The following is a 19,412-nucleotide window of genomic DNA, read 5'->3' on the forward strand; positions in this document are numbered from 1 at the left end:
CATGGCGTCGATCGACAGTCTGCAGCAGCTCGCCGGCCTGATCGCACTTGCGTTCCTGCGCTATGTGCCTGCAGTCGTGCTGCCCGGTTTCTCGCCTTTGCGCTGGGCGCCGGCGATGGTGCGGATCACGCTTGCGCTCGGCCTCGCCTGGCTCACGGTGCTGGCGATGCCGGCATCCGTGCCGGGGTTTTCGATCCGCGGCGTGGAAGGCTGGATCGTCGCCGCGCTTGCGGAACTGTCGATCGGCATGGTCTTCGGCCTGGTGGTGATGGTGCCGCAGGCTGCGCTGCACAGCGCGGGCTGGTTGATCGATATCCAGGCGGGTCTCGGTGCGGCGACCCTGTTCAATCCCGGCGCCGAAGGCGACCCGCAGTCCCTGCTCGGCACGGCGCTGATGCTGCTGGCCACGGTCCTGTTCTTCACGCTGGATCTGCATCTCGAACTCTATCGCGGCCTGGTCGGCAGCATGCAGGTGCTGCCGCTAGGCGGGCACGAAGCGCGGCTGAACATGGAGGCCTTCTTCGGTCTGCTCGGCAGCAGTTTCCTGTTCGCTCTCATGATCGCGGCGCCCGTGCTGCTCGGCCTGTTCGCGGTCGATGTCGGCGTCGCCTATGCCACGCGGTCGATGCCGCAGGCGAACGTGTACTTCCTGGCGCTGCCGTTGAAGGTCCTCGTGGCCGTGCTGCTGCTGGTGGCCACGCTCCGCTACGTGCCGGCATTGATGCTGCGGCTCTACCACGACGCGTTCTCGCGCGTCCCTGCCATGCTGGGAGGCTGACGTGTCCGAAGCTGACAAGGACAAGACCGAAGAGCCGACTCCCTTTCGCCTGGAGGAAGCGCGCAAGCGCGGCGAGGTCGCGAAGAGCATCGACGTGCCGGGCACGCTCATCATGATCGTGGCCGCCGCGATCATCGGCCTGACCGGCGCGGGCGTCGCGTACCAGCTCGCCAACGCCACGAGACGCATGATTGCGGTGTCCGGCGAGGTCTCGACGATCGATGGCGCACTCTTCGACTGGATGTCGAACGTCTATGCGCCGGTCTGGCAGGCGCTGACGCCCCTCGTGCTCGGGTTGCTCGTCACTGCGGTGGTGGGCCATCTGCTGCAGACCGGCCCGATCTTCACCACGCATCCGCTGAAACCGGACTTCAAGCGGATGAATCCCATGCAGACCATCAAGCGCATCTTCTCGATGCGGACCTTGTGGGAGCTGGGCAAGATGGCCGCGAAGTTCATCCTGCTCGGTGCGATCTGCGCGATCTTCGTCTGGAAAGGCGCGGCGCTGGCCGAGGCGGTCGCGATGACCCTGCCCAGGCGCATCGGCTCGCTGATGCTGTCCGCGTTCATCAAGGCATCGGTCTATGTGCTGATGGTCCTGGCGCTGCTGGCTTTCATCGATCTGCTGTTCGCACGGCGCGAATTCATGAAGAAGATGCGCATGAGTCGTCGCGAGCTGAAGGACGAGATCAAGCGGCGCGATGGCGATCCGACGGTCAAGTCGAAACAGAAGCAGCAGATCCGCGAGCTGCTCAAGAAGACGCGCGCACTGGGGCGGGTGCGCGAGGCCGACGTGGTGCTGACCAATCCGACGCATGTCGCGGTCGCGCTGCGCTATCGCCCTGGCGAAACGCTGGCGCCGGTGGTGCTGGCGAAAGGGGCGGGGCTCCTCAGCAGCCGGATCCGCAGGCTCGCCGCGCGGCATCGCGTGCCGATCGTGCGCGTCCCGGCACTGGCGCGGGCGCTGTACAGCGAATGCGAGATCGACGGCATGGTGCCAGCGGACCGCTACGCGGAACTGGCGCCTGTCTATCGTGAACTCTGGGCCGCGCAACGGGAGACCGGCGCATGAAGGAACTGTTCCTGCAATTGTGGCGCGGCAAGCGCGACCTGATGCTGATCGGCCTGGTCATCGGCGTCCTCATCGTGCTGTTCGTGCCGATCCCGCCGATGCTGCTGGATTTCCTGCTGGTGGCGAACATCAGCATGGCCCTGCTCATCCTGCTGGTTACCTTCTTCACCGAGACGCCGCTGAAGTTCTCGACTTTCCCGACAATCCTGCTGCTGGCGACGCTGTTCCGGCTGGCGCTGAACGTCTCGGCCACGCGCCTCATCCTCGAAGGTGCGGACGCCGGGCGTGTGATCAACGCGATCGGCGAGTTCGTCGTGGGCGGCAACTACGTCGTGGGCGCGGTGGTCTTCCTGATCCTCGTGGTCGTGCAGTACGTGGTGGTGACCAGCGGCGCGCAGCGTGTCGCGGAAGTGGCCGCGCGCTTCACCCTGGACAGCATGCCCGGCAAGCAGATGAGCATCGACGCCGACATGAACATGGGGCTGATCGATGAGCACGAGGCACGGCGTCGACGGGCGCTGATCGAGAAGGAAGCGAACTTCTACGGCGCGATGGATGGTGCGACCAAGTTCGTCAAGGGCGACGCGATCGCCGGCATCATCATCATCCTGGTCAACATCGTCGGCGGACTCGCGATCGGCATCGCCCAGCTCGGCCTGCCGTGGGGCGAGGCCGTGCAGCGCTTCACCCTGCTGACCATCGGCGACGGCATCGTCACCCAGATCCCGTCCCTCGTCATCGCGGTCGCGACCGGCGTCATCATCACGCGTGCTGCGGCCGATGCCCAGCTCGGCACCGAGATTCCGCGCCAGGTGCTGGCGAATCCGAAGGCCCTGATGATCGTCGGCGTGGCGCTGTTCCTCACGCTGTTGCTGCCGGGATTCCCGAAGGTGCCGGTGTTCGTGGTGCTGCTGACGCTGGCCGGCCTGATCTGGATGAGCCTGCGTGCCGCGAAGGAAGCCGAAGCGGAAGGCGAGGCCGACGCTGCGAGCAGTACGGGGCAGACCAAGGCCAGCGATGAAATCCAGCAGTGGATGCGCATCGAGCCGCTGGAAATCCGCCACGGTGCCGATCTGTCGTCGCTGTTCTCGGGGCCAGACAGCGACTTCCAGGAACGTGTGGCGACCCTGCGCAAGCAGATCGCGCAGGATCTCGGCTTCCTCATGCCGAAGCTGCAGGTGGTGCCGCGCATGGAACTCGGGGCGAAGGCCTACGAAATCCACTTCCACGGCAGTCGCGTCGGCGGTGGCGAGCTGATGCTCGACCACGTCCTGGCGATCAATCCCGGAGGCAGCCGCATGAAGCTGGAGGGGCCGGAGACGCGAGACCCTGCCTATGGCCTGCCTGCGCAGTGGATCTCCAAGCAGTCGCGCCAGGCGGCGCGCACCGCCGGATACACCATCGTGGATCCGGATACCGTGCTCATGACGCACCTGGGCGAACTGATGAAGCGTCAGTCTGCGGAACTGCTCACGCGCGCCGGCGTGGAGCGCATGCTCCAGCGGATGCGGGAACAGCATGGTTCGCTGATCGAGGAACTCGTGCCGGCGGTGATGAGCTATTCCGACATCCAGAAAGTGCTGCAGCATCTCCTGCGCGAACAGGTCAGCATCCGCAACCTCGAAGCCATCCTCGAAACCCTGGTCGACGCAGGCAAGACGACCAAGGCGGCCGAAGAGCTGGCCGAGCGTGTCCGCGAGCGTCTGGGCGGCGCGATCTGCCAGGGCCTGCGCGATGCGCAGGGCGATCTGCACGTCCTGACCCTTGCGCCTGATTTCGAGCGCGCGCTGCTCACGAATGCACGCGGCGAACAGCGCTCTTCGCTGTTCACCGAAATGGGCCAGCTCGATGCGTTCATGAAGAACCTGACCCGCCAGGTCGAGGCCATGATGGGCCGCAACCTCGCGCCGGTCGTGCTGTGCCCGGCGCCGATCCGGCGACCGCTGCGCGCGATGCTGCAGCGCTCCATGCCCTACGTCACGGTGATCGGTCTCAACGAGATTCCCGTCAACCAGTCCGTCCGTTCCTTCGCCTCCATCCAGGCCGCTGCCGCGTGAGAACACCATGACCGATACCCTGCAAGCGATCGCCCGCAGCCTCAGCAACGATGTGCAGACGCTGTCCACGGTCAGCCACAACGTCGCCAACATGCATACGCCCGGTTATCGCGCAGTGCGCGCGATTCCGGAATTCCAGCCCGATGCGGCATCGGCGGAGCGCAGGTTCGCGACCGCCATCGACCAGCGCGACGGCGCGCTGGCGCAGACCGGCGGCGAACTGGATATTGCCCTGCGCGGCGAGGGTTTCCTCGTCGTTGAACGCAATGGACAGATGCTGCTGACCCGCGCCGGTTCGCTGCGGATCGACAACGAAGGGCGCCTGGCCACGGTCGCCGGCGATCTCGCGATGGGTTACGCCGGCCCCCTGCAGATGCCGGCCGGCAAGGCGCGTTTCGGCCGGGATGGCCAGGTGTTCGTCGGCGATGCACCGGTCGGACAGCTGCAGATCGTCGCGGTGGGCGACGCGTCGCGACTGCGCGCGGTCGGCAATGGCGCCTATGCCTACGACGGTCCGCTGGCCGAATGGAAGGGCAGCGTGGTGCAGGGTGCGGTCGAGCACGCCAACGTCGATGCCGCCGAGGAAACCGTGCGCCTGATGGAACTCACCCGCCATGCCGAATCGGTGCAGCGCGCGATCGGCATCTACGACAAGGCCATGGACACCGGCATCAACCAGATCGGCGGCAACTGATCCGCCGATTCAAACAAGACACCGCTTTCGACACAGGACACACGACATGATCGACGCACTTTACATCTCCGCCAGCGGCCTGCGCAGCGGACAGAAGCAGATCGACGTGATCTCGAACAACGTCGCGAACATGAACACGCCCGGATTCAAGCGCGGGCGCGTCAACTTCGTCGAGGTCGCCACCGCGGGCGTCGCTGCCGCCACGGGTAGCCAGATCGAGTCGACGGGCAATGGCACGCGCATCCACTCCACGTCGACCATGTTCGGCGAAGGCGAGCTGCGCGCGACGCAGAATCCGCTCGACCTGGCCATCCTGGGCAGCGGCTTCTTCGAATTCGAGGCCGAGGACGGCACGCTGGTCTACAGCCGTGATGGCCAGTTCCGCCTGGATGCCGAGGGGCAGCTGGTCAACGTGCAGGGCCTGCGCCTGTCGCGCCCGGTGCAGATTCCCGCCGACGCCACGCAGGTCCGCGTCGCGCCCAACGGCGAAGTGACCGCACTGCTGGCAGGGCAGACCGAGCGCACGCTGCTCGGCGCGATCGAGCTGACCGCGTTCGCGGCTTCCGATGCGCTGGTCGCGATCGGCGACAACCGCTTCACGGCCACCGAGGCGGCGGGTGCGCCCGCCTACGGCCGCCCGGGCGACACCGGCTTCGGCAAGGTCCAGCAGGGCTACGTCGAAATGGCCAACGTCGAGATGGTCGAGGAGATGACCGCGCTCGTGCTGGCGCAGCGCGCGTACCAGCTCAATGCGCGCGTGCTTCAGGCCTCCGACCAGATTCTCGAAACGATCAACAACCTCCGTCGCTGACTCCGACGCCGACCATTCGCATGCACGCTTCCCTGGCCATCGTCCTCGCCTTCATCGCCGCGGCTTCGCCGACGTCTATGCAGGCACAGAAGCAGACGCAGACCGTGTCCGTCGCAGACCTGCAGCGCGAGGTCGAGACGGCCGTGGTCGCGCGCCTGCGCGACATACGCAGCCAGGCGCGCGTGGTGGCGATCGAAGGACTGCGCGACCAGGTTCTGCCTGCCGGGCGCGTGAAGCTGGAGGTCGGCAGCATCGCCGGACGCTGGCCGCGCGCACGCGCGGGCGTTCCGGTGCGTGTGCTGATCGATGGCCGCAACGTGCGGACGCTGACGGCCTGGGTGTCGCTCAGCGATGTCCGCAGCGTGCCGACCTACGCGGAAAACACGTCCGCCAGATCGCCGGCCGAGACCCTGCATCTCGTGCCCGGAGACGTCGACATGACATGTTGCGGAGATGCGCAGGTCGTCGATGCGGATGCGTTGTCCGGTCTTCGCGTGCGGCGTGCGGTGCGTGCGGGGGAGCCGGCACTGCAGTCGGATTTCGAACCGATGCCCGATGTCGCCGAACGGCAGAGCGTCGGGATCGAAGTCGTGCGCGGCACGGTGCGGGTCACGACGACGGGCATCGCGCTCGGCGATGCGCGCATCGGCCAGATCGTGTCCGTGCGTCCTGACGCTTCGACCGATGTGGTGAAGGCGCGGGTGATCGATAAACAAAAGGTGATTCTCGAATGAACAGATGGACTGAACCACACCGCGCCCCATCGCGCATGCGCCGGCTCGCATGCCTGATGCTGCTGGCCGCCGGCGCAGCCGTGCAGGCCGCCGATGGCCCGCCGGTCGCCGGTCGCGAAAGCCTGATCGATCCGAACCAGTACCGCGGCCTCGCGGCCGACCATCGGGCCTATCGCACCGGCGACATCGTGATGATCAATGTGCTGGAAGCGACGCGCGCGAAGTCGCAGGCGGCGACCGAAGCCGGCAGCGAACTCGATCTCAACGTCGGCCTCGCTGCGCCTTCGACGAACTACAGCGCCAGCCTGGGGCTCGGTGGCGGCAACGCCTCGGGCGCGCAGACCACGCGTGTCGGCGAGTTGCGTACGCAGATGTCGGCGCAGGTCGTCGGTGTCGAACCGAATGGTGCACTGCGGATTTCCGGCGAGCAGTCGCTGATCGTCAATGGCGAGCGCCAGAAGATACGCCTGTCCGGCGTGGTCCGGCGCGAGGACATCGGCGCCGACAACGCGGTCTGGTCCAACCGGATCGCCAACGCCGACATCGAACTGCTCGGCGTCGGCGTCGTCAGCGAATCGACTCGCCAGAGCATTCTCTATCGCGTCTTCAAATGGCTGAGGTTGCTGTGATGCATCTTCCCCGCGTCTTCTTTACCGCATCGCTCACGGCGTCCCTCGTTCTGGCTGGTGTCGCTGGCTGTATCGCGCCCGTGCATGCGGCCGAAGTCAGGATCAAGGACATCGCTCGCATCGCGGGTGTCCGCGACAATCCGCTGACCGGCTACGGCCTGGTCTTCGGCCTGGCCGGGTCCGGCGATTCCATCCGCAATCGCGCTACCGTGCAGTCGATCGCGAATACGCTGCGCAACTTCGGCGTGAACGTGAGCGAGGCCGATCTGGCCAGCCGCAACGTCGCTGCGGTCATCGTGACCGCGCGCCTGCCGGCCTTCGCCGAACCCGGTCAGTCGCTGGATGTGCAGGTCGCGTCGTCGGGCGATGCGCGCAGCCTGAACGGCGGCACCCTGATGCAGACGCCGCTGATGGGTCCGGACGGTCGGCTCTACGCGCTGGCGCAGGGCGCCGTGCTCAACGGTGGCTACCTGTTCGAAGGCGAAACCGCGTCGGTGCAGAAGAATCATCCGACAGTGGGCCGCGTGCCTTCCGGCGCGACCGTCGAGCAGGCCTCGCCGCTGCGCGTTGCCGGCGACGGGCGTTCGCTCAGCGTGCTGTTGAACGAAGCGGACTTCACCAACGCGAACCGTGTCGCGGCCGCGATCCGCGCCGCGCTGCCTGCCACGCAGGTGCATGCGGAGCATGCAGGCAAGGTGGTCGTCGATTACGGCAGCGCACCGCAGAACATCGTCGCCGAGATCGCGCGGATCGAGAACATCGCCATCGACCAGCAGCGCCGCGCGCGCGTGGTGGTCAACGAGCGGACCGGCACGATCGTGGCCGGTGGCGACGTGCGCCTGGGCGAGGTCAGCATTTCGCACGGCAGCCTCAAGGTCGAGATCCGCACCGACTACAGCGTGTCCCAGCCGAACGGCATCCTGGTACGCCCGGGCGCGAATGTCGGCACCGTCGTCGTCCCGCAGACATCGATCCGCGTGGGCGAGGGCGAAGCGCCGCTGGTGCGCGTCCCGGAAGGCGCTTCTGTCGGCGACCTGGTCGCCTCCCTGCGCGCGATCAGGCTGAGCACGCGCGACGTGATCGCAGTACTGCAATCCATCAAGGCCGCGGGCGCGCTCGACGGCGAACTGATCATCCAGTAACTGGCCCGCCAGTCACCGGTCATCCGAAACGGACAGGACGAACACGAGATGAACACAGAAAACACCATCGATGCCGTGCGCCTCGCGCTGAACATGCAGGATATCCGTGCGCGCGTGGCCGGCATGAACGTCGCCAATGCGAACAAGCCCGATGCCACGGCACTGCGCGTCGACTTCGCCAAGGTCGAGGCGGCGCTGCGCGAAGTGGCACGGTCCGGGAATGAAGTCGAGATCTCGCATCTCCTCACGGCGGCCGGACAGGAACTCGCCGGCATCGAGCCCGCCACCGAGGGCGCCGCGATCCGCCTCGACGGCGAGATCGGCGACATCGCCGCCGCAGGCGTCGAGTACCAGGCGCTGACAGAAGCCCTGAACCGTCAGTTCGGTCTGATGCGCATCGCCATCGCGGGGAGGATCTGATCATGGCGATCGATTCCGCACTCGAAGCCGTGCGCGCCGGCATGGATTACGAACGCCTCCGCCTGGATGCGGCCAGCCGCAACATCGCCAATGCCAACGTGCCTGTGGCGCACGGCAAGGCGGCGACGCTGTGGCGCGTGGACGGCGGTGTCGCTGCCGGAGGCTTCGCGCGCGTCGCCGGATCGCCCGACGATCTGGTGATCGGCGAGCGCGAAGCGCAGACACGCGAGGTCCACGATCCGGGCCATCCCATGGCCAATGCCGAAGGCATGGTGCGCTACCCGCAGGTCGACCTCGTCCAGGAAATGACCACGATGATGACCGCGAGCCGTGGCTACGAAGCCAACGTCCGCTCGTTCAACTTCCTGCGCAACATGATGCTGCGCGCCATCGAAATCGGAGCCAAGTGATGTCCATCGAAGCAGTCGCCTCCGTCTCTCCCTTCGCTGCCGTCACGGATGCTCCCGGCATTTCGCCGACGATCGACCTGCGCACTCCGGGCGCGGATTTCGCCGACATGATCGGCGCCGGCCTCAATCGCGTCGATGCGAGCCTGCGCGATGCCGATGCCAAGGTGCGCGGCCTGGCGGCCGGCGACGATATTCCGCTGCACGACGTGATGATCTCGATGGAGAAGGCTCGTCTCGACCTGATGCTGGTGGTCGAGGTCCGCAATCGCCTGGTCGAGGCCTACCAGGAACTCAACCGCATGCAGCTCTGACGCCGCGAAGCGTCCGATCGGTCGTCCCCGACGGCCCGCTGATCTTTTCACCCAGGATCCTCCGAGATGAATCCCCTCAAGTTCTACCAGGCCCTCGAACGCGGCGCGCGCATCGGCTTCGCCGTCGGCGCACTGGTCATCGTCCTGATCACTGCCGCCATGCTGTGGTGGCTGATGTCGCCGCGCGAGCAGCTGCTGTTCGGCGGATTGAAGGAAACCGATGCCGCCGAGATCGTCGAGGCGCTGAACGAATGGAAGGTGCCGCACACGATCGTCGATGGCGGCAGCGGCATCGCCGTACCCGAAGAGATGATGTACGAGACGCGCATGCGCCTCGTCTCCGCCGGCATTCCGCGTGGCGGCGCTGTCGGCTTCGAGCTGTTTGACGATTCCGACTTCGGCGTCACCGAGTTCGCGCAGCGGGTCAATTACCAGCGTGCGCTGCAGGGCGAAATCGAACGCACGATCGCGGCCCTGCCTGCGGTCGAGAACGCGCGGGTCCACCTGACCATCCGCCGCCCCGGGCTGTTCGTCGGCGAGCAGGAGCAGTCGAAGGCGTCGGTCGCCGTGACCCTGCGTCCCGGCGAGCAGCTGACCCGCAACCAGGTGCGCGGCATTCGTGGCCTGGTCGCGGCGGCGGTGGAAGGACTGTCGGTGTCGCAGGTCGCCGTGCTCGATGCGGCCGGCAACCTGCTGGCCGGCGGCGACGGCACGACCGGGCAGAGCTTCGATGCGCGCGACGAGGAGGAATCCCGGGTCGAGTCGCGGATCCAGGCCAAGGTCAACGACCTGCTCGCCCAGGTCCTGAACGAGGGCGACTACCGCGTCTCCGTGGATGTCCAGCTCGACTTCGATGCGGTGCGTCGCGTCAACGAGCGGCCGATGACCGACGATGCCGTCGTGGTGCGCAAGCGGACGAATTCCAATTCGAATGCGGATGCCGAAAGCGACGCACCGCGCCAGAACAACGAGGATGTCGAGTTCCGCCATGGCACGCTGCGCGAAGAGATCGCGCTCGCGCCGGGCCGCGTCCAGCGCGTCTCGGTGGCCGTGATCCTGCCGATGTCGATGGACGACAGCGAACTGGCGCGCATCGAATCGCTCATCGCCACCGCAGCCGGCATCGACGAGGTGCGTGGCGACCGACTGGAAGTCTCGCGCCTCGGTCGCGGTCTGCGCTTCGCGCAGCGCGAAGGCGAGGCCGTACCGCCCGTCACCGCCGAGGAGGCGAGTGCCGATGCTGTGTCCGCCCGTGCGCCGGTTCGCGTCGGCTTCGATGCGCAGGCATGGCCGGCCTGGTCGAAGATGCTGCTGCTCATCGTCGTCGGGCTCGTGCTCGGCGTCACCGTCGCGCTGGCGCTGCAGCGCCGTCCCGCCAAGCTGACACCGACCGAGCGTGAAGCCGTGCTGGGCAAGATGCGCACATGGCTGGCCGAAGGGACGCTGCCGCAATGACCACGCCGACCACGCAGGGACAGCGCAAGACCGCGCTGCTGCTGATGACCATGCGCAAGGAGGACCGACGCCGGCTGCTGTCGCGCCTGCCGCGCGTCATGGCCGTCTCGGTGCGCCGCCTGGTCGATGAGCTCGAAGCGATGCCGTTTTCCGTCGCCGATCTGGCCGACGAACTGCTGGCGGAAGAGGTCTGGGGACTCACGGCGCGCAACTCGTTGGAACTCGACCAGATCGTCGCGCTGTCGCGACGCCTGCCGCCTGCGTGGTTCGCGCGTGCGCTCGTCGCGTGGCCGGGCGTGGATCGCAACTTCTGCCTGTCGCTCCTCGATGCGCCCAGGGCCGCCGAGGTGAAGCGCGAGCTGGATGCCATCGGGCCGATGCCGGACAAGGTCGCTGATGCGATCAAGGCCGAGGTCGTCGCGCTGCTGGCGTCCCGGGAGGCCGCCTGATGTCGTCCCCTATCGAACGCGTCGCTGCCGATGCGCGCATCGTCGGGTTGTCGGATCTGCTCAAGCCGCGCCCGGTGCCTGTCCGCAAAGACGATGAGGCGAGTGCGCCGACCGATGCCGTCGTCGTTCCGGCGCAGCCCGATCCGCGCGTGCTGATCGAGCAGGAGCGCCAGCGCGTGCTCGAGGCAGCGCGCAAGGAAGGCCTGGCCGCCGGCATGCGCGATGCGGAAAAGACCATCGAGGCCCGCGCGCGCGATGCCGAACAGGTGTGTGAGCAGAAGTACCGCAAGGAAACCGAGCGCCTCGCCGATGCCACGCGACGTCTCGAAGCGTTGATCCAGTCGCTGCCGGACGCCGTATCCGCGCTCGAGCGCGATGTCGAGACCTTGACCGTGCAGGCCACCTTCGCCGCGACCGCCCGCGTGGTCGCCGATGCCGCGCGCGACGATACGCTGGTGCTCGGCTACTGCCGCGAGGCCCTCGCCGAGTACCCGATGCGCCCGATCGTGCTGCGCGTGCATCCGGGTGCGCTGGCCGTCGTGAAGGATGCATTGGCCGATGCCGAGATCCGCGTGGAAGGCGATGCCCGCCTGGCTGCCGCGCAATGCCGCGTCGAAAGCGCCAAGGGACTCTACGACATCAGTCTCGAACATCGCCTCGATGCGCTTCGGCAGCAATTGCTGGCCAGCCTCGACGCTTCCCGGGAGCCGCGCGCGTGAACGCGTTCGCCGACCGTCTCCTTGCCAATATCCGCCGCATGCCGGTGGGACGCCAGCTCGGCCGCATCGTGTCGTACAACGGCCTGGTGATCGAGGCGATCGGCCCGGAGGCGCGGCTCGGCGAGCTGTGCACGATCGAATCCGAGCATGATCCGGATGGCGGCTTCATGGCCGAAGTGGTCGGTTTCCGCCAGGAACGCATCCTGCTGATGCCGTATGCGCATCTGGCGGGTATCTCGACGCACAGCATCATCCGCGCGACGGGCCGGCCGATGACCGTCCCGGTGGGCGATGCCCTGCTGGGTCGCGTGGTCGATGCTTTCAGCCGGCCGCTGGACGATGGCGAATCGATTCGCTTCGACACCGAATACCCGCTCTATCGCGAACCGATCAATCCGATGGCGCGCGCGCCGATCGACACCGTTCTCGAAACCGGTGTGCGCACGATCGACGGTCTGCTCACGCTGGGCCACGGACAGCGCGTCGGGATCATGGCTGGCAGCGGCGTCGGCAAGAGCACGCTGCTCGGCATGCTGGCGCGCCAGGTGGTGGCCGATGTCACCGTTCTGGCGCTCGTTGGCGAACGCGGCCGAGAAGTCGGCGAATTCCTCGACCATGCGCTCGGTCCGGAGGGCCTGAAGCGCTCGGTCGTCGTGGTCGCCACCTCGGACGAGCCAGCCCTGGTCCGTGCGCACGCCGCGCACGCGGCGCACGCCATGGCCGAGTATTTCCGCGACCAGGGCAAGTCGGTGCTGCTCATCGTCGACTCGATGACCCGGTTCGCGATGGCCCAGCGCGAGATCGGCCTGGCCATCGGCGAGCCGCCGACCTTCCGTGGCTACACGCCTTCGGTGTTCAGCAAGCTGCCGACGCTGCTCGAACGCTGCGGTCGGCTGCGTGCCGGTGGCGCGATCACGGGCATCTACAGCGTGCTCGTCGAAGGCGACGACATGAACGAGCCGGTCACCGACCACATGCGCGCGATTCTCGACGGACACATCGTGCTCGATCGCGACCTGGCCTCGCGCGGACACCATCCGGCGATCGACGTGCTGCGCAGCGCGAGTCGACTGATGTCCCATGTCGCGAGCGACGCCGAGCAGGCGACGGCCCGCGACGTCAAGAAACAGATGGTGGTCTATGCCGCATCGCGCGACCTGATCGAGCTGGGTGCGCATCAGCGCGGCGTGAATGCCGCGCTCGATGCGGCAATCGACGTGAAGGCGCCGCTCGACAAGGTGTTGCAGCAGACGCCGCGTGAGTTCTCCGGTCGCGCCGAGGCCATGCGTCAGTTCACCGCCGCGCTGCGCCAGAGGGGCGGAGCATGAGTGCCCGCTACGCACCCGCGATCTCGACGCTGGTTCGCTGGCGCGCCTTCGAGGAAGCGCTGGCCGAGCGTGGTTGCCAGCAGGCGTCCGCACGTGTGCTGGCGGCGAACGATGCGCTCGACAAGGCGAGTGCCGTCGCCGAGACCATCGCACGACGTCGGGACGAGCTGCTGTCGGCCGGTGCGCTGGATCTCACGCTGCTGCAGGCCGTTGCCGAGTTCGAAGGTCTCGCGCGGGACGAGGAATCCAGGCGTCGCGATGCCCTGCGCCAGTGCGAGCGCGAACGTGACGAGGCGATCGCTGCGCATGTCGATGCGCGCACGCGCACGCGCGTCGCGGAAACCCGTCGCGACCGTGTTGTCGCCGAAGCGCGCGATCAGGAAGAAAAGAAACTGTTCGACCAGATGGCGTCCCTGCTGGTCGCCACCGCCGTCGATTCGTACAAGGGAGAAGCTGCATGATAGATCCGCTGCTCAACATCGCGATGCCCCAGCCGGGGCCTTCGCCCGCACAGCAGGAGGCTGCGCCGGGCACGCCATCGTTCCTGCCGTGGATGCAGCCGGGGCAGGGTGACGCTGGCGCGAACGCGCAGGCATCGACTGCATTGCCTGATCCCATGGTGGGCGATCCGCTCATGGCGCAGGGATTCGTCCTCAATCCGGGCGATGCCGCAGGCAGTGTCCCCGACGCGCGCGGCGCTGCGGGGCTGATGTCCGATTCCACCAGCCTGATGCTCGATTCGACGCGCTGGCGCGACTTCGTCGCTGCAACGCTGGAACTGCACGTGCGCAATCCGCAGGGCGAGCGCGAGGTCGTCGCGATGCCGTGGCGCCTGATGGCCAGCGGCCATCTCGCGCATGCCAATGCGATGGCCGGCATGCCCGGGGCGCTCTCCGTCGCGAGCGGAGCGCATGCAGGCTTGGATGCGCAGGCTGTTTCCGCGACCGCCTCGCCGGGCGTTCCGCTCGCGTCGCATGGCGGGTCCTTGCCTGCCTTCGACAACACGGGAGCCGTGATCGCGGCATCGACTTCGCAGTCTGCGAATCGCACGCGTGACGATGTCGCCGCGCTGAAGACGATGTCGTCGCACGCGCCCGCTGCCGCCGAATGGCTGGCGCGCTGGATGAAGTGGATCGAGCGCGATGGCCGTGACGCCGTGGTCTGGCTGCGCGACTTCAGCATCGACGACGACCAGGCCGCACGGGTCGTCGAAGGCCTCCGCAGTTTCGCCCAGTCGCAGGGCGTCGGCCTCGAACGGATCGTCGTGAACGGCCGCGAACTCTGGCGCAACCCCCAACTCGCCGCCTTTTCCGGACACAGGGAGTAATCCATGCCGGTCGATGCCATCGGTGGCGTGCTCAACGCCCAGAACACGAACGCAAGCAGTAGCAGCAGCATCAACCAGGACGAGTTCATCCGCCTCTTCCTGACCCAGCTGCAATTCCAGGATCCGCTCGAACCCGTCGACAATCGCGAGTTCCTGTCCCAGCTGGCGCAGTTCACCGCGCTCGAGCAGTCGCGCCAGACCAGCCAGAACACCACGGACCTGCTGTCGATGAACGCGACGTCCCAGGCGGTGTCGCTGCTGAATCGCCGCGTCGAGGTCAACGCGGGCGGCACGCCGTTCATCGGAACGGTGACCGCAGTGAATTTCTCCAGCAGCGGTGCGCAGCTCACCGTCACGCCGACCACCGGCACGGTGCGCACCGGCATCCGTCTCTCCCAGGTCACCCTGGTCACGCCCTGATTCCACGAGGAGTAAGCCATGTTCCAAGCCTTGTTCAACAGCCTCTCCGGCCTCTTCAGCTTCTCGAGGAGCCTCAATACCGTCAGCAACAACGTCGCCAACATGAATACCCCGGGCTTCCGCGGCAGCGACTCGTTCTTCTCGAACGTGGCCGGCGGACGCGGTACGCGCATCAGCGGCGAAGGCCTGCGCACGCAGGCGGGCGACATCCGCCAGACCGGCAACGTCACCGACGTCGCCATCCAGGGTGAAGGCTATTTCATCCTCAGCGACGAACAGGGCAACGTGTACTACACGCGCGCCGGCCAGTTCCGCTTCAACGATCAGGGCCTGCTGGTCGATTCCGTCAGCGGCCATCGCGTCATGGCGTTCAACAGCACGGGCGCGCTGACCCCGATCGATTTCGACGATTACCGCACGATTCCGCCCGTCGCCACGACCTCCGTGCGCATCACCGGCAACATCGCGACCACGTCGACCACGACCGATGTCAACAGCATCACCGTCTTCGACGCGCAGGGCGGTTCGCAGCAGCTGGCCGTGCGTTTCACCAACAACGGCAACGGCGTGTTCCAGGTCAACGTCACCAATGCCGCCGGCACGTCCGTCGGTACCGGCCAGGTGACCTTCACCAACGGCACGCCGTCCGCCGGCAACACCGTGACCGTCACCCTGCCCGGACCGAACGGCAACAACCAGGTCATCACGCTCAACCTGGGCACCGCAGGCACCACCGACGGCATGTACTCGCTGCAGGGTTCGCCGACCAACCTCAGCTCGCGCGTGGTCGATGGCCACGGCCTGCTGGGTGCGGTCGAGATGAGCTTCGACGACAAGGGCATCCTGCAATTCGTCTACTCGGCTTCCGAACGTCGCAGCGGCCCGCAGCTGGCGCTGGCGCGTTTCCCGAACGAAAGCTCGCTGCGTCTCGATGGCGGCCGCCTGATTTCCGGCGTCACCGTCACCGAACGCGAGATCGGCCGCCCCACCAATGGCGGCTTCGGTCGCATCGCCGGCGGCAGCCTGGAGATGTCGAACGTCGACCTGACCCAGGAGTTCGCCGACATGATCATCATCCAGCGCGGCTACCAGGCCAGCTCGCGCGTGATGAGCGTGAGCAACGAGATGCTCGAACAGCTTTACAACAGCACGCGGGGCGGCTGATGAACGTGCTGCCCTTGCGCTGGCAGGGCGCGTCGCGGGCCGATGCCCTGCGCGCGCTGCTCGATGCGCGCATCGCCGAATGGGCGTCGCAATGGATGTCCGCATCAAAGGCGTCCGGTGTTGCCGTGGATGCGCCGGCGGACCACCGTCCGGACCAGGGCGGGGAAGGGCGCTGGTACACGCTCCGCGATGGCGACGCCCTCCTGAGCATGCGCCTGTCGCCGCGCGCCTTCGAGCATTTCGGTTGCCTGCTCGCGGGCACGACGACGGCCGACGACGCTGGATTATCGGCAGGACTGGGCCAGCGCGCGCTGACGGCGTTGATGCGGTCCTTGTTCGGCGCGCAGGCACCGACCAGCCTGATCGCCATCGACGGCTCACCGGCGCCGTCCGACATCGGATCGCGATTCGGCGCGTTCGGCATGCAGCTCTCCATCGGCGTCATCCGCATCGAGCTCTGCGCGAATGCGGTCCTGTGCGCTCGCCTGGTGCCGGCGGTGCAGATCGCACGCGAGCCCCTCGTGCCCCGTCGCGCCGCCATCGGTCCGGTCGATGCGACCCTCGATGCCGTGCTCGACCTGGGGCAGACGGTGCTGGCCGACACGCTGTCGCTCAAGCCGGGTGAGGTGCTCAAGACCGCCATCCCGGTCAGCGCCGGTTTGCGCCTCGTCTCCTCGCGCGGCGAGGACATCCTCGGCGGCACGCTCGTGGCCGACGGCGCGCACCGCGCGCTGAAGGTGACCCAACTCCATTTCAAGAAGGAAACATCACGATGAAAAGCAATCTCGCCGAAGACACGACGGCCAGTGCAGCCTTCGACAATGCGGCCCCGATGACGGCGGCAGCCGGGCTGTCCAGGGACATCGGCCTGATCGGTCATGTCCAGGTCTCGATGACCGCGCAGGTCGGCACGGTGACGATGTCCGTCGAACGGCTGTTCTCGCTCGCGGCGGGCGACGTGGTCAAGATGAACGAATTGCTGGAGGCGCCGCTGACGCTGATGCTCAACGGCAAGCCGGTCGCGCGCGGCGAACTGCTCGCGGTCGACGACCACTTCGGCATCCGCATCCTCGAAGTGGCCTGAACGATGCAGCAGGCCTCGACCGCCGCCGAGCCGGCCGTCACGGCGCGTTCCGTGGCACCGGCGACGACCGTTCCGGCGCCCGTCGTCACGACCAAGATGGTGCCGGAACGCCCTGTCGCGCCGATTCCCTACCGCAAGGAAGGCAGCGCAGCGGGCGGTTCGCTGATCGGTGTGCTGGCGATCACCGTGCTGATGCTCGCAGTCTTCGTGGTGGTGCTGCGTCTCGCGAAATCGCGCGGCCTGCTCGATCGCTGGATCGTGTCCGGGCCTGTCGGTGCGACGGCGAACAGGGCAGGCCACGATGCGATGCGCGTGGAGCAGGCCCTGCGCGTCAGTCCTCGCACCATGCTTTACCGCATCCGCGATGGCGAGCGTCGTTACGTGCTGGTCGAATCCATCGCCGCGAATGCGCGGTTGCATCCCCTGCGCGACGGAGACGACGCGCCTTCCCTTGATGACGGACATGACGATGAACAGTGATTCGCGCCGACAGGGCAGCCGCCTGCCGTGGCGCGTCTTTGCCCTCGCCAGCCTGTGCTGCGTGGCCGGTGCCGCCTTCGCCGCGGATCCGGTCGACATGGTCGGTGGCGTGATGAAGCAGGACTATTCGCCCGTGCTGCGCAATTTCGTCGCGCTGTCGATGCTGTCCCTGATCCCGGTGATGCTGATCGGCATGACCGCGTTCACGCGCATCGTCATCGTGCTGTCGCTGCTGCGCCACGCGCTCGGCCTGCCGCAGACACCGCCGAACAGCGTGATCGTCGCGCTCTCGATCTGCCTGACCTATTTCACGATGGCGCCGGTGGTTGACGAGATCGACAAGGTCGCGCTCACACCCTACCTGGCTGAGCAGATCGATACCCGCGAGGCGCTGGAGCGTGGCGCGGTGCCTCTCCGCCAGTTCATGATCCGCCAGACCCGAGAGTCGGACCTGCGCGCCGTGCTCGAGATGGCGCGTGCGCCCGCGCCCAAGTCGATCGAAGACATCGCGATGCGGCATCTCGCGCCCGCGTTCCTGCTCAGCGAGCTGAAGACGGCCTTCCAGATCGGCTTCGTGATCTTCCTGCCGTTCCTGATGATCGATCTCGTGGTCGGCTCCGTGCTCATGGCGCTCGGCATGATCATGGTGCCGCCAGCGACCATCAGCCTGCCGCTGAAGATATTGCTGTTCGTCCTGATCGATGGCTGGGTGCTGGTTTCCCGCGCCCTGTTGAGCAGCTACTGGTCCTGAGCATGTCGGTCGCGATCGATCTCGTCGCCGAGGAAGCCGAGCTTTGGCGACGATTTCGCCAGGGTGGGGACCTCGTGGCACGCGATCATCTCTTCCGCCTGCACATGGCCTGGGCGGCGGCGATCGCCAGGAGCGTCTATCGACGGGTCGGCATCTTCAGTCTCGATACCCTCGATTTCGTGCAGAACGCCGAATTGGGCATGCTGGAAGCGCTCTCGCGCTACGAGCCCGAGCGGGGCGTCGACTTCCGCGCCTTCGCGCGTGCGCGCGTGCGTGGCGCCGTCTTCAATGGCGTGAGATCGATGCTGCGCGAGCGCGGCATTTCCAACGACGACCAGCGCCATGCCGAGCGACTCTCCCATCACCGCGACGCGGAGGGCGATGCGTTCGACACCGTGGTCGATGCGGTGATCGCGCTGGGCATGGGCTTCCTGCTCGATCATGCCGCCAGCGAGGCGACGATCGACGCGTCGACCTACGTGCAGCGCGACCAGACGCATCTGCGCCTGAAGGCCGCCGTCGACCGCCTGCCGGACCGCCTGCAGGACGTGGTGATCGCCCATTACTTCGAATTCGTGCCCTTCAGCGATGTCGCCGACAGCCTGGGGATCAGTCGAAGCCGGGTATCGCAATTGCATCGGGAGGCGCTGCAGCGTTTGCGTGACATCCTGCGCGACTGCCGGTGATCCGAGCCCGGGTTCCTGATCGAGACACATCTATATGTGTGCAGCGGGCCTGATGACCCGCATCGAGGGCTGTGGCGTGGCGGCCATGTCCCGGATAGAGCAAATTCCTGAAAGATCAGGGCCTTGCCTGAAAGCTTGGCGGAGGGTGGGATGCACTCTGACCATCCATGGCCCTCGCCCGATGGGCGGCTTCGCCGTGCGCATCGGCAGTCCTGCCGATGCGTCGAACCCGTGGGGGTTCTCACCCGCTGCGCTCCGCCAGATACGCAAAAGCCCCCTTGCGGGGGCCTTCGCGTATCTGGCGGAGAGAGGGGGATTCGAACCCCCGAAGCGCGGTTTAGACGCTTACACACTTTCCAGGCGTGCTCCTTCAACCACTCGGACACCTCTCCGGATTTTGCCCTGCGGCGGCTTTCCAGCCGTCTCGGGGGCGCCAATTCTAGCTTCATCCCTTTAATGAGACAAGGAAACGCCCGCCCGGGTCCGGCCGA

General features: G+C 66.9%; 24 protein-coding genes and 1 tRNA gene. 24 read left to right on the top strand and 1 reads right to left on the bottom strand.

All coding sequences use genetic code 11. The annotated features are described in order from the left end of the window. Position 1: 1 nt before the first annotated feature. The 24 genes from ACFQ0E_RS13915 to ACFQ0E_RS14030 all read left to right on the top strand — a co-directional run bounded on the left by ACFQ0E_RS13915 (position 2) and on the right by ACFQ0E_RS14030 (position 18,921). Complete coding sequence (locus tag ACFQ0E_RS13915; protein WP_386824797.1) at positions 2–778, top strand: flagellar biosynthetic protein FliR; 777 nt, start codon at positions 2–4, stop codon at positions 776–778. 1 nt (position 779) lies between these two features. Next, a complete protein-coding gene (locus ACFQ0E_RS13920; RefSeq protein WP_386824799.1) occupies positions 780–1,850 on the top strand; it encodes an EscU/YscU/HrcU family type III secretion system export apparatus switch protein in 1,071 nt (356 codons plus the stop codon). Further along, positions 1,847–3,907 (top strand): flagellar biosynthesis protein FlhA, encoded by a 2,061-nt coding sequence (gene flhA, locus ACFQ0E_RS13925; protein WP_386824801.1) that lies wholly within the window; start codon positions 1,847–1,849, stop codon positions 3,905–3,907. The genes ACFQ0E_RS13920 and flhA overlap by 4 nt, the downstream gene beginning before the upstream one ends. A 7-nt stretch (positions 3,908–3,914) precedes the next feature. Next, positions 3,915–4,601: a flagellar hook-basal body protein gene (locus ACFQ0E_RS13930; protein WP_386824803.1), complete on the top strand. Its 687-nt coding sequence runs from the start codon at positions 3,915–3,917 to the stop codon at positions 4,599–4,601. Positions 4,602–4,647: 46 nt separating this feature from the next. After that, entirely contained in the window at positions 4,648–5,412 is a 765-nt protein-coding gene (locus tag ACFQ0E_RS13935; protein ID WP_386824805.1) for a flagellar hook-basal body protein, read from the top strand. A 143-nt stretch (positions 5,413–5,555) separates the two neighbouring features. Beyond that, a complete protein-coding gene (gene flgA, locus ACFQ0E_RS13940) occupies positions 5,556–6,146 on the top strand; it encodes a flagellar basal body P-ring formation chaperone FlgA (protein WP_386824807.1) in 591 nt (196 codons plus the stop codon). Positions 6,147–6,181: 35 nt separating this feature from the next. Continuing rightward, positions 6,182–6,775 (top strand): flagellar basal body L-ring protein FlgH, encoded by a 594-nt coding sequence (locus tag ACFQ0E_RS13945; protein WP_386824809.1) that lies wholly within the window; start codon positions 6,182–6,184, stop codon positions 6,773–6,775. 80 nt (positions 6,776–6,855) lie between these two features. Beyond that, on the top strand, positions 6,856–7,917 hold the full coding sequence (locus tag ACFQ0E_RS13950) for a flagellar basal body P-ring protein FlgI (RefSeq protein ID WP_386824811.1): 1,062 nt from the start codon (positions 6,856–6,858) through the stop codon (positions 7,915–7,917). 48 nt (positions 7,918–7,965) lie between these two features. Further along, positions 7,966–8,337 carry a flagellar basal body rod protein FlgB gene (locus ACFQ0E_RS13955; RefSeq protein WP_386824812.1) on the top strand — a complete coding sequence of 124 codons (372 nt, stop codon included), beginning with the start codon at positions 7,966–7,968 and terminating at the stop codon, positions 8,335–8,337. A 2-nt stretch (positions 8,338–8,339) separates the two neighbouring features. Beyond that, on the top strand, positions 8,340–8,747 hold the full coding sequence (locus tag ACFQ0E_RS13960) for a flagellar basal body rod protein FlgC (protein ID WP_386824814.1): 408 nt from the start codon (positions 8,340–8,342) through the stop codon (positions 8,745–8,747). After that, complete coding sequence (gene fliE, locus ACFQ0E_RS13965) at positions 8,747–9,058, top strand: flagellar hook-basal body complex protein FliE (protein WP_386824816.1); 312 nt, start codon at positions 8,747–8,749, stop codon at positions 9,056–9,058. Before ACFQ0E_RS13960 ends, fliE begins: the two co-directional genes overlap by 1 nt. A 66-nt stretch (positions 9,059–9,124) precedes the next feature. Then, positions 9,125–10,513 (top strand): flagellar basal-body MS-ring/collar protein FliF, encoded by a 1,389-nt coding sequence (fliF, locus tag ACFQ0E_RS13970; RefSeq protein ID WP_386824818.1) that lies wholly within the window; start codon positions 9,125–9,127, stop codon positions 10,511–10,513. Next, positions 10,510–10,962 (top strand): hypothetical protein, encoded by a 453-nt coding sequence (locus tag ACFQ0E_RS13975; protein WP_386824820.1) that lies wholly within the window; start codon positions 10,510–10,512, stop codon positions 10,960–10,962. Before fliF ends, ACFQ0E_RS13975 begins: the two co-directional genes overlap by 4 nt. Continuing rightward, positions 10,962–11,681, top strand: coding sequence for a FliH/SctL family protein (locus ACFQ0E_RS13980; protein ID WP_386824822.1), 720 nt, complete (start codon positions 10,962–10,964; stop codon positions 11,679–11,681). Before ACFQ0E_RS13975 ends, ACFQ0E_RS13980 begins: the two co-directional genes overlap by 1 nt. Next, a complete protein-coding gene (locus tag ACFQ0E_RS13985) occupies positions 11,678–13,009 on the top strand; it encodes a FliI/YscN family ATPase (protein WP_386824824.1) in 1,332 nt (443 codons plus the stop codon). Before ACFQ0E_RS13980 ends, ACFQ0E_RS13985 begins: the two co-directional genes overlap by 4 nt. Then, complete coding sequence (locus tag ACFQ0E_RS13990; protein WP_386824826.1) at positions 13,006–13,470, top strand: hypothetical protein; 465 nt, start codon at positions 13,006–13,008, stop codon at positions 13,468–13,470. Before ACFQ0E_RS13985 ends, ACFQ0E_RS13990 begins: the two co-directional genes overlap by 4 nt. Then, entirely contained in the window at positions 13,467–14,336 is an 870-nt protein-coding gene (locus tag ACFQ0E_RS13995; protein WP_386824828.1) for a hypothetical protein, read from the top strand. The genes ACFQ0E_RS13990 and ACFQ0E_RS13995 overlap by 4 nt, the downstream gene beginning before the upstream one ends. 3 nt (positions 14,337–14,339) lie before the next feature. Then, positions 14,340–14,756: a flagellar hook assembly protein FlgD gene (locus tag ACFQ0E_RS14000; protein ID WP_386824830.1), complete on the top strand. Its 417-nt coding sequence runs from the start codon at positions 14,340–14,342 to the stop codon at positions 14,754–14,756. A gap of 18 nt (positions 14,757–14,774) precedes the next feature. Beyond that, on the top strand, positions 14,775–15,920 hold the full coding sequence (gene flgF / locus ACFQ0E_RS14005) for a flagellar basal-body rod protein FlgF (RefSeq protein ID WP_386824832.1): 1,146 nt from the start codon (positions 14,775–14,777) through the stop codon (positions 15,918–15,920). Beyond that, positions 15,920–16,696 carry a hypothetical protein gene (locus ACFQ0E_RS14010; protein ID WP_386824834.1) on the top strand — a complete coding sequence of 259 codons (777 nt, stop codon included), beginning with the start codon at positions 15,920–15,922 and terminating at the stop codon, positions 16,694–16,696. Before flgF ends, ACFQ0E_RS14010 begins: the two co-directional genes overlap by 1 nt. Further along, positions 16,693–17,004 (top strand): FliM/FliN family flagellar motor switch protein, encoded by a 312-nt coding sequence (locus ACFQ0E_RS14015; RefSeq protein ID WP_386824836.1) that lies wholly within the window; start codon positions 16,693–16,695, stop codon positions 17,002–17,004. The genes ACFQ0E_RS14010 and ACFQ0E_RS14015 overlap by 4 nt, the downstream gene beginning before the upstream one ends. A 3-nt stretch (positions 17,005–17,007) precedes the next feature. Then, positions 17,008–17,484, top strand: a complete 477-nt coding sequence (locus ACFQ0E_RS14020; RefSeq protein WP_386824838.1) for a hypothetical protein — start codon at positions 17,008–17,010, stop codon at positions 17,482–17,484. Further along, on the top strand, positions 17,474–18,235 hold the full coding sequence (gene fliP / locus ACFQ0E_RS14025) for a flagellar type III secretion system pore protein FliP (RefSeq protein ID WP_386824840.1): 762 nt from the start codon (positions 17,474–17,476) through the stop codon (positions 18,233–18,235). The genes ACFQ0E_RS14020 and fliP overlap by 11 nt, the downstream gene beginning before the upstream one ends. A gap of 74 nt (positions 18,236–18,309) precedes the next feature. Continuing rightward, positions 18,310–18,921, top strand: coding sequence for a sigma-70 family RNA polymerase sigma factor (locus ACFQ0E_RS14030; protein ID WP_386824842.1), 612 nt, complete (start codon positions 18,310–18,312; stop codon positions 18,919–18,921). Between the two features lie 299 nt (positions 18,922–19,220). On the opposite strand, the gene ACFQ0E_RS14035 is transcribed toward ACFQ0E_RS14030, so the two are convergent. After that, positions 19,221–19,313, bottom strand: a tRNA-Ser gene (locus ACFQ0E_RS14035). Positions 19,314–19,412: the final 99 nt, after the last annotated feature.

It is taken from the genome of Lysobacter brunescens (assembly GCF_042677005.1).
Classification (GTDB): domain Bacteria; phylum Pseudomonadota; class Gammaproteobacteria; order Xanthomonadales; family Xanthomonadaceae; genus Lysobacter_I; species Lysobacter_I brunescens.

What these genes read in the sequence shown, in the direction of transcription:
- ACFQ0E_RS13915 (WP_386824797.1), top strand. Translation starts at nt 2, where the DNA reads ATGGCGTCGATCGACAGTCTGCAGCAGCTCGCCGGCCTGATCGCACTT.
- flhA (WP_386824801.1), top strand. Translation starts at nt 1,847, where the DNA reads ATGAAGGAACTGTTCCTGCAATTGTGGCGCGGCAAGCGCGACCTGATG.
- ACFQ0E_RS13930 (WP_386824803.1), top strand. Translation starts at nt 3,915, where the DNA reads ATGACCGATACCCTGCAAGCGATCGCCCGCAGCCTCAGCAACGATGTG.
- ACFQ0E_RS13935 (WP_386824805.1), top strand. Translation starts at nt 4,648, where the DNA reads ATGATCGACGCACTTTACATCTCCGCCAGCGGCCTGCGCAGCGGACAG.
- ACFQ0E_RS13945 (WP_386824809.1), top strand. Translation starts at nt 6,182, where the DNA reads ATGCGCCGGCTCGCATGCCTGATGCTGCTGGCCGCCGGCGCAGCCGTG.
- ACFQ0E_RS13955 (WP_386824812.1), top strand. Translation starts at nt 7,966, where the DNA reads ATGAACACAGAAAACACCATCGATGCCGTGCGCCTCGCGCTGAACATG.
- ACFQ0E_RS13960 (WP_386824814.1), top strand. Translation starts at nt 8,340, where the DNA reads ATGGCGATCGATTCCGCACTCGAAGCCGTGCGCGCCGGCATGGATTAC.
- fliE (WP_386824816.1), top strand. Translation starts at nt 8,747, where the DNA reads ATGTCCATCGAAGCAGTCGCCTCCGTCTCTCCCTTCGCTGCCGTCACG.
- fliF (WP_386824818.1), top strand. Translation starts at nt 9,125, where the DNA reads ATGAATCCCCTCAAGTTCTACCAGGCCCTCGAACGCGGCGCGCGCATC.
- ACFQ0E_RS13975 (WP_386824820.1), top strand. Translation starts at nt 10,510, where the DNA reads ATGACCACGCCGACCACGCAGGGACAGCGCAAGACCGCGCTGCTGCTG.
- ACFQ0E_RS13980 (WP_386824822.1), top strand. Translation starts at nt 10,962, where the DNA reads ATGTCGTCCCCTATCGAACGCGTCGCTGCCGATGCGCGCATCGTCGGG.
- ACFQ0E_RS13990 (WP_386824826.1), top strand. Translation starts at nt 13,006, where the DNA reads ATGAGTGCCCGCTACGCACCCGCGATCTCGACGCTGGTTCGCTGGCGC.
- ACFQ0E_RS13995 (WP_386824828.1), top strand. Translation starts at nt 13,467, where the DNA reads ATGATAGATCCGCTGCTCAACATCGCGATGCCCCAGCCGGGGCCTTCG.
- ACFQ0E_RS14000 (WP_386824830.1), top strand. Translation starts at nt 14,340, where the DNA reads ATGCCGGTCGATGCCATCGGTGGCGTGCTCAACGCCCAGAACACGAAC.
- flgF (WP_386824832.1), top strand. Translation starts at nt 14,775, where the DNA reads ATGTTCCAAGCCTTGTTCAACAGCCTCTCCGGCCTCTTCAGCTTCTCG.
- ACFQ0E_RS14010 (WP_386824834.1), top strand. Translation starts at nt 15,920, where the DNA reads ATGAACGTGCTGCCCTTGCGCTGGCAGGGCGCGTCGCGGGCCGATGCC.
- ACFQ0E_RS14015 (WP_386824836.1), top strand. Translation starts at nt 16,693, where the DNA reads ATGAAAAGCAATCTCGCCGAAGACACGACGGCCAGTGCAGCCTTCGAC.
- ACFQ0E_RS14020 (WP_386824838.1), top strand. Translation starts at nt 17,008, where the DNA reads ATGCAGCAGGCCTCGACCGCCGCCGAGCCGGCCGTCACGGCGCGTTCC.
- fliP (WP_386824840.1), top strand. Translation starts at nt 17,474, where the DNA reads ATGAACAGTGATTCGCGCCGACAGGGCAGCCGCCTGCCGTGGCGCGTC.